Annotated in this window: 11 protein-coding genes; 2 read left to right on the top strand and 9 right to left on the bottom strand. The window is 37.7% G+C overall.

Annotated elements, in window-relative coordinates:
- Nucleotides 1-53: 53 nt before the first annotated feature.
- Both C7958_RS02485 and C7958_RS02480 read right to left on the bottom strand, forming a co-directional pair.
- Entirely contained in the window at nucleotides 54-1709 is a 1656-nt protein-coding gene (locus C7958_RS02485; protein WP_111571179.1) for a Na+/H+ antiporter NhaC family protein, read from the bottom strand.
- A gap of 274 nt (nucleotides 1710-1983) precedes the next feature.
- Nucleotides 1984-3498: a bifunctional metallophosphatase/5'-nucleotidase gene (locus C7958_RS02480; protein ID WP_111571090.1), complete on the bottom strand. Its 1515-nt coding sequence runs from the start codon at nucleotides 3496-3498 to the stop codon at nucleotides 1984-1986.
- A gap of 269 nt (nucleotides 3499-3767) precedes the next feature.
- On the opposite strand from C7958_RS02480, the gene C7958_RS02475 reads away from it, so the two are divergent.
- Complete coding sequence (locus C7958_RS02475) at nucleotides 3768-4682, top strand: P1 family peptidase (RefSeq protein ID WP_111571089.1); 915 nt, start codon at nucleotides 3768-3770, stop codon at nucleotides 4680-4682.
- A gap of 163 nt (nucleotides 4683-4845) precedes the next feature.
- Complete coding sequence (locus C7958_RS02470; protein ID WP_111571088.1) at nucleotides 4846-6369, top strand: AbgT family transporter; 1524 nt, start codon at nucleotides 4846-4848, stop codon at nucleotides 6367-6369.
- A gap of 138 nt (nucleotides 6370-6507) precedes the next feature.
- Here the strand turns inward: C7958_RS02470 and phoU are convergent, their stop codons facing one another.
- The 7 genes from phoU to C7958_RS02435 all read right to left on the bottom strand — a co-directional run bounded on the left by phoU (nucleotide 6508) and on the right by C7958_RS02435 (nucleotide 13235).
- On the bottom strand, nucleotides 6508-7161 hold the full coding sequence (gene phoU, locus C7958_RS02465; protein WP_111571087.1) for a phosphate signaling complex protein PhoU: 654 nt from the start codon (nucleotides 7159-7161) through the stop codon (nucleotides 6508-6510).
- Nucleotides 7162-7280: 119 nt separating this feature from the next.
- Nucleotides 7281-8318, bottom strand: coding sequence for a threonine aldolase family protein (locus C7958_RS02460; protein WP_111571086.1), 1038 nt, complete (start codon nucleotides 8316-8318; stop codon nucleotides 7281-7283).
- Nucleotides 8319-8468: 150 nt separating this feature from the next.
- Nucleotides 8469-8792 (bottom strand): AzlD domain-containing protein, encoded by a 324-nt coding sequence (locus tag C7958_RS02455; protein WP_111571085.1) that lies wholly within the window; start codon nucleotides 8790-8792, stop codon nucleotides 8469-8471.
- Nucleotides 8779-9507: an AzlC family ABC transporter permease gene (locus C7958_RS02450; RefSeq protein ID WP_111571084.1), complete on the bottom strand. Its 729-nt coding sequence runs from the start codon at nucleotides 9505-9507 to the stop codon at nucleotides 8779-8781. Before C7958_RS02450 ends, C7958_RS02455 begins: the two co-directional genes overlap by 14 nt.
- Nucleotides 9508-9579: 72 nt before the next feature.
- A complete protein-coding gene (locus tag C7958_RS02445; protein ID WP_111571083.1) occupies nucleotides 9580-10611 on the bottom strand; it encodes an ABC transporter permease in 1032 nt (343 codons plus the stop codon).
- 22 nt (nucleotides 10612-10633) lie between these two features.
- Nucleotides 10634-11581 carry an ABC transporter permease gene (locus C7958_RS02440; RefSeq protein ID WP_243834222.1) on the bottom strand — a complete coding sequence of 316 codons (948 nt, stop codon included), beginning with the start codon at nucleotides 11579-11581 and terminating at the stop codon, nucleotides 10634-10636.
- A gap of 106 nt (nucleotides 11582-11687) precedes the next feature.
- Complete coding sequence (locus tag C7958_RS02435; protein ID WP_111571081.1) at nucleotides 11688-13235, bottom strand: ABC transporter substrate-binding protein; 1548 nt, start codon at nucleotides 13233-13235, stop codon at nucleotides 11688-11690.
- Between the last annotated feature and the right edge of the window lie 13 nt (nucleotides 13236-13248).

The following is a 13248-nucleotide window of genomic DNA, read 5'->3' as shown; positions in this document are numbered from 1 at the left end:
CGTTATTTCATTTTTACAACTAAATTATTTTCCAATTCGAATTTCTGAGTAAATTACGATGCCAGATTTGCAAATAGGAAAATGCTGATCATATAGATTAGATAAAAAGCTGCAGCTGCAGTAGCAATTTTATTAAAAATCTTCATTTTGCTACCGGATGTGCTCCCGGCTTTAATTTCTTCAACACTCGGCATTACCTCAGGCAGACCTTTTCTTTTTGCATCATATTTATTTAAGAAAACTGTTAAAACTATGGTCAGCACAAAAGCTGTAGTTAATAGAATAACTACAGAATCAATTCCTAAAGCATAGAGGATTAAAGTAAAAATTGTAACTCCAGCAGCTGTTAAAGCAAAAGGAATCTGTGAACTTACATGATCAATATGATCAGAACCGGCAAAGATTGAAGACATGACAGTGGTGTCAGAAATTGGAGACACATGATCTCCAAAAATAGCTCCTCCAAATAAGATTCCCATCAGCACCGGTACAATACTAAATCCTACTAATTCATAACCTGTAGAAACAGCAATCGGTGTTAAAATAGCCATTGTACCCCAGGAAGTTCCGGTAGTAAAAGAAATAAACATTGCTGCTAAAAAGATAATTATCGGCAGGGCTCTACCGGGCAGACCAATGTTCATTAAAATATTTACAACATAGTCTGCTGTCCCGACCTGATCAGTCGCATAGCCAATAGTCCAGGCTAAAATTATAATCGCAGCTGCAATAATCATAGTTTTAAAACCATCAATTATCGCATCACTGGCTTCACTTAAGCTCATCGTTTTATAAGTCAGAGCTCCAACAAGGGCAAAAAAGACAAAGGCAAAGGAACCATAAAGCAGGGCCAGTGCTATATCAGTCTCCTGAAAAGCCTGAGCAATACTAACTCCGGCCTGATAGCCTTCACCAAGCCACCACATAGAAAATACACTGACAACTAATAATGAAATAATCGGTAAAAAGAAGTTTATCAATTTTGGATTTCTCTGACTCTGCTCACCTACATCAGTACTAATATCTGATAAAGCCTCTGCTCCATCCTTCATTAACTTACCTTCTTTACGAGCCCGCCATTCTGCGTCAAGCATTGGCCCATAATATCTCTGAGTTATAGAGACAAAGCCAACCATAAAAAAGGCCAGAAGACAGTAGAAATTCCAGGGAATTGAGCGTAAAAATACTGCATACGGTGTAACTCCAATCTGCTCGGCTGTTATTCCGGCAGCAGTAAAACCTGCAGCAATCATCGAGACCTGATAACCAATCCAGTTAGAAACTGGACCAAAAGTTGTGACCGGAGCAGTTGTGGAATCCAGGATATAGGAATGAGCTTCTCTGGATGTTTTATTTTTGATACTTACATCCCGGGTTGCATTTCCGGTTACAATTGTACTGGTATAAGAATCGATAAAGATAAACATTCCAATCATCCAGGTTAAAATCTGAGAATCTCTTGAAGTTCTGACGGCATTACCCATCCAGCTTTCCAGGGCTAGCACACTTCCTGACTTGTAAATCAAGGCTGCCCCTGCTCCCATCAGCATAATCAAAATCAAAAATTTAGCATTCCAGGGATCATTAACTGTATTAACAATCCAGCGCAAAGATAATGAAGTTGCCGAAATCGGATTCCAGCTGCTGATAATCAAGGCTGCAGACCAGACTCCAGCAAATAAAGAAATAAGTACTTCCCTGGTATACATTGCCAGCAAAATAGCCAGCAGGGGTGGGATTATGGACAAAAAACCAACTGTTTCTCCACTAATAATAATTACCTCCTCTTGTTATTTTATTACTTCAATTGATTAAATTACAGCTTGATTTTATCTAATTTTTTGATAATTGTAAAGTAGATCCACTATTTTAATGATATAAGTTAAAAAAACCCTCTACTGAAAAATCAATAGAGGGTAGTTTTGCTTTTATATTTTCGACACTTTTCGACTTATATCGGGTGGTACCCGGTACCAGTGCATTTTACTCAGCTACTATTCTTCCTTCTGTTTCTGGAGCTACAGGAGCATTAGCTTCAATGTATTCCATTAATACTTCTTCCAAGCCTCCAGCTTCTTTAACTATTGGAGCATCTGCAAACATTGAATATCCGTCTCCTCCAGCTTTCATAAAGTCATTTGTAGTTACAGTATACATTGCATCTGGATCAAGTTTTTCTCCGCCAACCCAGACCTGCTGGACTCTATTTCCAGGTTCAGCATCACCATCAAAGGTAAACTTAATTCCGGAAACCTGTGGGAAAAGCCCTTCAGTTGCAGGGTATTCGGAAACACCATGTTCTAAAGCAGCTCTTAAGTCAGCACCACTTAATTCTATAGCCATGGTTGTATTTCCAAAGGGCAGTACTGTAATAACTTCACCCTGAGTAATCTCACCCTGATCAATAGAAGCTCTGATTCCTCCACCATTAGTAATGGCAGCATCAGTATCTAATTTACTCCGCATTGCATCAGTTATTAAATTCCCAAGATTAGTTTCACCGGTGCGAACATTACCTCTGGCTCCATTTAATTCGACAGCAGTTCTTCCAACTACCTGAGAGGTAATTGTCTCATTGGCTCTATTAACTCTTTCTACAACTTTTGAAATCATATAATCTTTTTCAACATCCATAGTATCTTCTCTAGGAATTAAATTAGGACTAATATTTGAAACCTCACCATTTTCGACTGTCAGATCTACATAACCAAGATATTTAGAATATTCTCCCGCCATCACAATCATTGTATCGTTAACCATCATGCCTTCTTCTATTACATTATGACTGTGACCGTCAACAATCAGATCAATACCGGAAACTTCTTCTGCAACCATAGTACTTGTATATTCACTACCTTCACTAATTCCTAAGTGAGATAGGGCAACAACTACATCTACCTGATCTCTTAATTCGCTGACAGCATTTTCAGCAGCAGTAACTGGATTTCCAAATACTAAACCCTCAACATTTTTAGGATGAGTTTTATAAGCTGTCTCTGGAGTTACCAGGCCAAAAACACCTACTGTTAAGCCATCAAACTCTTTAATCATATAATCCTGAGTATATGGAATTTCTTCTCCATCTTCTTTGCTCAAATTAGCAGCCAGAAATGGAAAATTACTCATATAGTCTAATTCTTCCAGTCTCTCCTGACCATAATTAAAATCATGGTTTCCTAAGGTTAAAGCATCCAGGTCCATTAAATCTAAAATATGGCTGATAGCTTCTCCTTCATTTATATTAGCAATTGTCTGCCCGTGGAAAGTATCCCCTGCATCCAGAAACATCACATTTGCTTTTTCTCTTCTACCTTCATCAATTAAGGTTGCCATTTTAGCATAACCCATACTACCTGCATAATCATCTTCTTCTACCCGGGAATGAACATCATTTACATGATAAATCCTCAGTTCAGCCTCTTGTCCCAGAATGGTAAAAGATAAAGTCATCACTAAAATCAGAGTTAAAAAAGCAATCGATAATTTTTTGAATTTCACAAATTCCACCTCCATAATTTTTTTGAAAATTATTTCTGTTCTTATAATATATAATTTGCGATAAAGTGACAGTTTCCTGCTTAACAAAATAAAGTTTTTCAAACTTTTATAATTTAAATTTTTAGCAGCTGATATTTCCAGATAAACAAAATCATTTATTTCCTGCAGCCTAAAAAAACCTTTCTAAAGATGTTATACTATAATTAGTTAAATGGATTTCAAACAAATTTTGTGCTTTAATTTTAAATAACCCAGGAGGAGGAAAATATATGAATACTGATTTAACAGCTGTTGAAGGAATAAAACTTGGTCATGCCGATGATCAGAAAGCAGGCACAGGCTGTACAGTGGTTTTAGCTGAAGCAAATTTTACAATTGGAGCAGATGTCCGTGGTGGAGCACCTGGAAGCAGAGAATTTGCTCTAACTGACAGCCGGGCTGCAGTTGATAAAGCTAATGCTGTCTTTTTAACCGGAGGCAGTGCCTATGGGCTTGATGCTGCAGGAGGAGTTATGCAGTATTTAAAAGAAAAAAATATCGGTTTTCAAACCGGAGGTGGAGTTGTACCCATTGTCCCGGCAGCTGTCATTTATGATCTAGAATACAAAAGTAATGACTCTCCCGATCAAAAAATGGCCTATCAGGCCTGTCAAAATGCCAGCAGCTCTGCTCAAACAGCCGAAAGTATCGGTGCAGCAGCAGGATCCACCTGTGGAAAACTGATGGGAATAGAAAATGCAAGTAAGACAGGACTCGGTCATGCTGCCCGCAAAAGTGGTGAGCTTATCGTTTCAGCTCTGGCAGTAGTCAACGCTTTTGGTGATCTTAAAGACCCTGAGAGTGGTAAAATTATTGCTGGAGCTCGGGATCAGGAGGGTAATTTTGTTAATACTGAGGAAACTATCATTAAGCAGCCGGAAATAAATCTTGGCTTTTTACGACAAAATACAACTTTAATTGTGGTAGCAACTAATGCTGTTTTAAATAAATCAGAAGCAAATCGGGTTTCAATGATGGCTCACAGCGGACTGAGCCGCACAATTTATCCTGTGCACACACTTTTAGATGGAGACAGTGTTTTTACTTTAGCCTCCAGTCAGGTTCAGGCTGACATTAACCAGGTGGGCGTTCTAGCTGCGCGAGTAGTTAAAGAAGCAATTTTAAATTCTGCTTTAAAAAACTAATTTTTTCTTCATCATAACCTGACAGCTGCTAAATCGTTTTAAAAATTTGAAATAAGTTGAGAAATTTAATATACTATAAAATGTGGCTTAAAAATCTGCCCACTTTATTTACTTAAAGTGTTAAATTTTCACGATTTAGAATCAGAAAATAGAGGAGGAAATTATGTTAAATAACAAAGAAAATCTTAGTTTAACCGATCGATTTTTAAATCGAATCGAAAGAACAGGAAATAAACTGCCACATCCAGTTATATTATTCTTTATTTTATCTGCATTTGTATTAATCTTATCCTGGATTATCAGTTTATTCGAAATAGCTGTAACCCATCCGGGTACAGGAGAAACGATTAGAGCTGTCAACCTATTATCTAAATCTGGTATCCGCAGGATTTTCACTGAAGCAGTTAGTAATTTTACCGGTTTTGCTCCACTGGGTGTAGTACTGGTAGCAATGTTAGGTGTTGGAATCGCAGAAAAGTCAGGTTTAATTTCTGCTGTTCTGAAAAAAACAGTTTTGAGTGCACCAGATAAATACATTACAGCTGTTGTAATCTTTGCAGGTATCATGTCAAATATAGCTTCTGATGCTGGTTATGTTGTACTGGTGCCTTTAGGTGCGGTAATCTTTGCTGCCAAAGGCAGGCATCCACTTGTTGGTCTGGCTGCTGCTTTTGCCGGGGTTTCTGGAGGTTTTAGTGCCAATTTACTTCTTTCAACTCTGGATCCACTGCTGGCCGGACTTTCTCAGGAAGCAGCTCAACTTATTGACTCAGGTTATACAATTCCACCAACAGTAAATTATTATTTTATGGTGGCTTCAACCTTTTTAGTTACAATAATTGGTACCTGGGTAACTGAAAAAATTATTGCTCCCCGCTTTGGAGAATATGAAGGTGAACACGAAGAAGAATTGGAAGAAATTACGGCTGAAGAAAATGCCGGAATTAAATCAGCCTTGATCTGGCTGGGAGTTACTCTGGCAGTTATTTTATTAATGACTGTTCCTCAAAATGGAATTTTGCGAAGTGATGCAGGTAATTTGATTATGGGTGGAACTCCCTTTGTTGGCGGTATGGTACCCTTAATTGCTATCTTCTTTTTTGTTCCCGGTCTGGCTTATGGTAAAAAGACCGGTTCAATTAAAAATAGTGATGATATTGCTCAGTATTTAGATTCAACCATGGCCGGAATGGGAGGATATATTACTCTTGCTTTTGCAGCCGGTCAGTTTGTAGCCTACTTTAACTGGTCAAAGCTGGGAACTATTCTGGCAATTGGTGGGGCAGAATTTCTGCAGTCAATTAATTTTACCGGTTTACCATTAATTATCCTATTTATTGTAGTGGCTGGATTTATTAATCTCTTTATTGGTAGTGCCTCTGCTAAATGGGCAATCATGGCCCCGGTATTTGTACCAATGTTAATGCAGCTTGGTTATTCACCCGAATTTGCTCAGATGGCTTACAGGATAGGTGATTCTACAACAAATATCATTACACCTTTAATGCCCTATTTTGCAATCATTATCGCTTTTGCCAAAAAATATGATGAAGATATAGGAATCGGCACTTTAATATCTACGATGGTTCCCTATTCAATTGCCTTTATGATCGGCTGGACTATTTTACTAGTTATCTGGTTTATCTTCAATTTACCTATTGGACCGGGTGGAGTTTTATTTTACTAATGCTGACTTTAAATTTAATAAATAGATTTATGCATAAAAAAACGGCCTATTCAAATAGGCCGTTTTCTTAATTTATACTGGATTTCAAAAATATTTTCAATTATTTTGAGGCTCGATACTTAAAATCAAATTATATTTTTAATACTTAACTCTTTTACCGGTTACAATAAAGATAGTTTCTTCACCAATATTAGTTGCGTGATCTCCTACCCGCTCTAATGCTTTAGCTAAATTGATGTGTTGAACTATCTGCTTTACTTTTTCCTTATCTTCTTTCTGGCTAATGATTTTAATAGCTTTGGAATAAATATCTTCATAAAGATTATCTGCTTTCTCGTCCATTCGGCAGGCTGCTTCTGCAAGATCCGAATTTTTGGTAGAAAATGACTCTAATACTACATCCAGCATATCAGTGACAATATCAGCGAGTTCTGGAATCATAACTAAGGGTTTCATAATTCCATCATGTTTTAATTCAAGTAAAATCTCAGCTATGTTAGTTGCCTGATCTCCTATTCTTTCTAAGTCATTTGCAATTTTAATCATTGCAATACTAAACCAGGTATCAGCTGCCAGGGGTTGATCCAGGGTTAACAAGCGCGAAACTTCCTCTTCTATAGTAATTAAATAGTTATCCAGCACATCATCTCTTTCAATAATCTCGTGAGCTTTCTCAACATTCAAATCATCCATTGCTTTAATTACATTCTGCAGCATTTCCTCTGCAACTTCACTCATATCACTGAGATCACTAAGAAGCTGTTCACGCTTTTTTTCATACACCTGTTCCATTGGACTCACTCTCCTCTTTTAAATTTAATAAAGTTAAGTTTATTGATAAATTAATTAATTAGCTTATATTAAAATATTCTTGACAGAGTACTAAAATCCTTCCTATTTTATAATTTAATTTAAGCAAAAATTTCTTGAGCTGTCTTTTCTATATGTTTTACAGCATAGCGAATATCTTCTAAACTTAAATCTAAGTGAGTAACAGCACGCAGTTTACCTTCCAGTCTGCTAACTCTAATTCCTTTTTTCAGCAGTTCATCTGCAAATAAGTCTGTCTTTCCCTCTGCTACAGAAAAGAGAACTATATTAGTTTCTACAGTATCGGGATTAATTTCTAAACCTTCCTGATCAGCAATAGTTTCTGCCAGCATTTTAGCATGTTTGTGATCTTCTTTTAGACGGGCAACATTGTGCTCTAAGGCAAAAATACCACCAGCTGCAATAATTCCTGCCTGCCTCATGGCTCCACCCAATCTCTGTTTCCAGAAACGAGCTTTTTCTATAAATTCTGCTGAACCAGCCAGAACTGAACCAACCGGAGCTCCCAGGCCCTTACTTAAGTCAATCCAGATCGAATCAAAATACTGTCCGTATTCTGCCGGATCAACTTCTGCCTCAACGGCAGCATTTAACATCCGGGCACCGTCCATATGCATTTTTAGCTCATTTTCTACCGCAACTTCTGCTATTTCTTTAATTCTCTGCAGGGGCCAGATTCGACCTCCACCTAAATTGGTTGTCTGTTCAATAGAAATAACTTTTGTCTGGGGACTGTGATAATCCTTCTCTCTAATTGCGCTTTCAACCTGTTCGGCAGTAAAAATTCCACCCTCACCAGCCAGCGGCCTAATTGAAGCTCCAGAAATAACAGCCAGAGCAGCACTCTCATAGTGGATGGGATGTGCTGTCTGATCCATTATTATTTCATCTCCCTGATCCGTATGGACAGCAAAAGATATTTGATTTGCCATTAAGCCAGAAGGTAAATAAATTGCATCATCTTTGCCCAGCATCTCTGCAGTCATCCGGCAGAGACGATTAACACTTGGATCTTCCCCCAGCTGCTCATCCCCGACCTCTGCCTCAGCCATAAATCTTCTCATATCCTGAGAAGGCTTTGTCCCCGTATCACTAAATAAATCAACTTTAATTTCCATTTTTAAATTCCCCCAATTTGAATTCTATTGTTTTATGTTCTTTTTTAAAAAAAACAGAGACTAAGTAAATGAACTAAAATGAAATCCACAATAAATCATTAGCTATAGCTGCCTGATATTATCCAATCTTGATTGGTAATATAAGATAATTTAAAATAAAAATGATATTAACAAATAGAAAATTAAGCCTCCACTCACAGTATAAAATATGCTCTTTGTCTTATATGCAACCAGCAGCGTCGGGAAAAAAGCAATTAGAGAAGTATTTTCCAGACTTAAATAAAGACTTCCATTTTTAAGCAGTATTGATGGCGCCAGTAAGGCTGCCAGTACAGCCGCAGGAATAAAGCTCAGCCAGAGCACAACCTTTTCGGGCAGCTCTTTTTTACCCAGCAGAGCCAGAGGCAGTACTCTGGGAATGAAGGTTACTATCACCATCCCGACAATCATCAGCATAAACTTAACTATTTCCATCGATATACACCCCTAAAAAAGCAGCCAGGACTGTAGCCAGAATGATATTCCAGCTGCCATTAATCGTCAGAGCAAAGAAAAGTGATGCAAAGGCGGAAAAAACGGCAACAATTATTTCACTTCGGGAACTGATCTGCATAACCAGCAGAACTACAAACATTGCCGGCAAAACAAAATCAAGTGCTCCTCCACTACCCAAATCAATAAATTCAGTTAAAAAAGCCCCTACAGCAGAGCTAAACACCCAGCCCAGATAAGCTGTAAAACCCAGGCCGAGAAAATATCGCTGCTTATTCTTCTGGCTCTCTATTTTACTCATGGCAACCGCAAAAGACTCATCAGTTATTAAAAAACCTAAAAATGGATAATAATAAAGTGGCAGATTTCTTAAATGAAGGCTTAAAGAAGCTGATAACAAAAGATGGCGTAAATTTACCAGAAATGTCATGACAACTATGGCGGCCACCGCGGCCCCGGCAGCTATCATTTCAATTGAAACCAGCTGGGCAGAACCTGCAAATACAAAAATTGACATAGCTGTAGTCTGCAGGGGAGTTAACCCTTTATTTACCGCCAGCATTCCATAAGCAATACCAATCGGCAGATATCCCAAAATGATTGGCAGGGCATCTTTGACTCCACTTTTTAAACTTGGATCATTTAACCTTGCAGTCAACTTTTTCTTATTAACTATCTTTTCTTCTCTCTGCTGCATAAATTCGATCTACTCCTTTAAAAGTCAAATCATTTTCTGGAAAAAATTGGTTCCGTAAACGGTAGGGGCACGTTAGTCCAGCTGTCTGGGATCAAGGGCATCTCTTAAGGCATCACCGAGGAGGTTAAAACTCAAGACTGTAATAATAATTGCCAGCCCCGGAAAAATTGACATCCAGGGTGCCTGGATTAAATATTCCTGACCTCGATTTAGCATGGTTCCCCAGGCGGCAGTTGGCGGCTGAATCCCGAGTCCTAAAAAACTCAACCCAGCAACAACCAGAATGGAAATCCCAATTCTTAAAGTTCCCAGTACTATTAATGATGAAATTGAATTTGGTAAGATATGATTATATAAAATCCTGAGGTCACTTGCTCCCAGAGCCTTAGCTGAAGCTACATATTCTTTTTCCTTAATTTGAAAAACTATGGAACGAGTTAAGCGGGAAAAATTAATTAAACCGGTCACCCCAACAGCAATTATGATGTTAAAAATTCCTGTTCCCAGAGCTGAAATAATAGCTAAAGCCAGCAAAATAAAGGGAATTGAGTTCCATATTTCTACCAGCCGCATAATTAACATATCTGCTTTGCCTCCATAATAACCGGCAATTAAACCCAGGCTGACACCAAGACTGGCATTTACTAAAACAGCAGAAAAACCAACTCCCAGAGCAATTCTGGCCCCATAAAGAACTCGCGAAAACATATCTCTGCCAAAATCATCTGTGCCAAACCAGTGCTCTAATGAAGGTGCTGAATAGGTCATATTAGCATAATCTATTTCAGTCGGAGAATATGGGGCAATAAATGGTGCCATAAAAGCCGCATAAAAAATCAAGGCCAGCATAAAAACTGCAATTTTACCTCCATAACCCTTATTAAATTCTTTAAACATTTTTGCATAAAGAGCATTTTCCTTAAATTTAAGAAAAATATTGTCTTTAAATAACAATAACAAAAGGAAAACAATTAACATTGCAGAAAAAACTGTAGCAAATTTGTATTCCAGACTGCTCCAGACTTTTTCCTCTAGCACCCAGTTTTGAAAACTGATATATATTTGGATTAATAATAGTATAATTAAAATAATTTTCTTTTTCAAATTTCAACACCTCATTTCACTGCTATTTATAGCTGATCCTTGGATTAATAAAAACATAAATAATATCAACCAGCAGATTGACCAGAACAAATAGAATCGACAGGATTAAAATTGAGCCAAAAACTAACGGCTGATCCCTGGCTTCAACAGCACTAACTGCCAGCCTTCCTACACCCGGCCAGGCAAAAACTGATTCGATTAAAATTGCTCCTCCAAACATCATAGCCAGCTGATTACCAATATTGGTAATGATCGGAATCAGAGCATTGCGAAAGGCATGTTTTAAGATAATAACATTTTCAGCAACTCCCTTGGAACGTGCTGTGACCAGATAGTCTTCTTTCATTATATCAAGCATCGAAGATCTGGTTATCCGGCTGGTAGAGGCAATCATTACTGTACTTAAAGCGAAAGCTGGTAGAATCAAATGCCTCAGACCACTTAAAGTCCAGATCCGTCCTCCATAGCCCGAAGAAGGGAAAAACGGAAAATAAACTGAAAATAAGTAAATAAAAATAATACCTGTAAAAAAGGCCGGAACTGAAATACCAATAGTAGCAATAAACATACTTAAAAGATCAAATAAAGAATTCTTTTTCACCGCAGCAATTACCCCTGTCGGGATTGCCACTAACACTGCAATGACCAGTGAAAGTAATCCTAGTTCAATTGTAGCAGTCATTCTCCTGCCAATGATATTTATTACTTGATCCCCATAATAAATTGAATCAAGTTCCCCTGTTATAAAATTTTTAAGCATTAAAAAATATCTGACATGAAAAGGTTCATTAAAACCAAATTTTTCATTTAAAGCTTCTATGGCTGCCGGAGTTGCATTTGTTCCCAGCATGATAGCTGCTGGATTACCAGGTACCAGCTGCATAATTCCAAATAAAATTAATGAAACACCGATCACAACCGGGATTAACCAGAGCAATCTTTTAATTATATAAGCAAACAACTTGTTCACCTCTTTCTAAAAAGACTATGCAGATAGTTTGAACTATCTGCATAGTAGTTTAAGATAATTTATCTTTTAATATCTGTAAAACACTTTCTCAATTAATCCGCCTCAACTATTCCTTATAAACATTAGCTGTTGGAGTAACCAGGGGAATTAAAAGTGAATTACCAGGTTCAAGTTCTCTTACATTATCCTGCATTACATAGATCTGAGTTGAATGAGCAAGAGGATGGAATACAAGATCTTCAATTAAAACCTTTCTTAAAACATTATTATATAGTTCCTCTCGTCTCTCCTGGTTTGAGATCGATCTTGCTTCTTCTAACCACTGATCTACCTCTTGATCAGAATAAAAAGCTCTATTTAAAGCTCCACCTTCCTCAGGAGATTTAAAGAATCTATATAACCAGTAATCAGGATCGGGATCTGAGACAAAGCGCAAGAAGAACATACCGATTTCTCCACGACCCAGCATATCCCACATTGTTCCAAACTCCATTGCCTGAACTTCTGCATTAAGACCTGATTGATTTAAAGCGGTAACCATTGCTTCTGCAGTCTTAACCTGATTAGGTCGGCTGTTGGAGACATAAATTTGAGCTGTATAATCTTCTGGAATTACCCCATCTGTTTTCAATTCTTCAAACTTTTGAGCTGCTGCTTCGGGAGCAAAACCAACTGCATTTTCTCTTAAATATTCTCGATCTTCCGGCCAGATTGTTGGCGGCAGCATTGAATATGCTCTTTCCCCTAAGATACCAAAAACTTGAGGAATAATTTGATCAAATGGTACTGCCTGCACTACAGCTTCTCTAAATTTACGCTCCTGAGTTGGCTCCATCTCAAAATTGAAACCTAAGAAGTTAATACCTGCACCAGCAGCTGATTTAACCTGATAATCAGGATTGTCGGTAAATGAATCCAGCTGACCTACATCAAGGTTTACACCAAAATCAATACCTCCACTGCGCAGTTCCATTGCCTGAGTTGCAGATTCAGGAATTGATCTGATAACTAATTCTTTAATATTAGGCACCTTATTCCAGTGATCCTCAAAAGCAGATAGAACTATCTGATTACCGGCATCCCATTCTTCTAACTTAAAGGGACCAGCACCAATAGGATTTCTACCTAATTCTTCGTCTCCAACTTCTTCAGCGTATTCTTTAGGAAGAATACCAAAGGTCATTCCCAGAATAAAGGGTGAATAAGGTTCACTTAAAGTAAACTTAATTGTATAATCATCAATTACTTCTATTGATTCAATAGATTCGATTTTAGCTCTTAAACCAGAACCATATTCGGGATCTAAAATACGCTGATAGGTATACTCTACATCTTCAGCAGTTAATTCCTGACCATTGTGGAACATTACACCTTCTCTTAATTCAAATGTATATTCCATCTCATCTTCCGAAATTGTCCAGTCACTTGCAATTCCAGGTACAATCCTATTTGACTCTCCATATTCTACCAGACCATCAAAAATTAAGGAAGCTACTCTCTCATTAACAGAAATTGTTGTTTCTCCGGGGTCAAGGTTGCTTACCTCATCCTCAATCGCCATTACAAATTGCTCAGTCTCCTGAGCCTGAACACCAGAAAACACTGAAACCATAAATAAAGAAATTAATAATAAAACTAAAATCTTATTTTTCATTATCCTTCCTCCT

Origin of the sequence: Halanaerobium saccharolyticum, assembly GCF_003259895.1 — a bacterium.
Lineage (GTDB): Bacteria > Bacillota > Halanaerobiia > Halanaerobiales > Halanaerobiaceae > Halanaerobium > Halanaerobium saccharolyticum_A.
Note: the sequence above shows the minus strand (reverse complement) of the source record. Positions and strands in the feature narration are given on the sequence as shown.

Coding starts and splice junctions, on each gene's coding strand:
- C7958_RS02450 (WP_111571084.1), bottom strand. CDS start 9,507: ATGCAGCAGAGAGAAGAAAAGATAGTTAATAAGAAAAAGTTGACTGCA.
- C7958_RS02455 (WP_111571085.1), bottom strand. CDS start 8,792: ATGGAAATAGTTAAGTTTATGCTGATGATTGTCGGGATGGTGATAGTA.
- C7958_RS02460 (WP_111571086.1), bottom strand. CDS start 8,318: ATGGAAATTAAAGTTGATTTATTTAGTGATACGGGGACAAAGCCTTCT.
- C7958_RS02475 (WP_111571089.1), top strand. CDS start 3,768: ATGAATACTGATTTAACAGCTGTTGAAGGAATAAAACTTGGTCATGCC.
- C7958_RS02470 (WP_111571088.1), top strand. CDS start 4,846: ATGTTAAATAACAAAGAAAATCTTAGTTTAACCGATCGATTTTTAAAT.
- C7958_RS02485 (WP_111571179.1), bottom strand. CDS start 1,709: ATGTATACCAGGGAAGTACTTATTTCTTTATTTGCTGGAGTCTGGTCT.
- C7958_RS02435 (WP_111571081.1), bottom strand. CDS start 13,235: ATGAAAAATAAGATTTTAGTTTTATTATTAATTTCTTTATTTATGGTT.
- phoU (WP_111571087.1), bottom strand. CDS start 7,161: ATGGAACAGGTGTATGAAAAAAAGCGTGAACAGCTTCTTAGTGATCTC.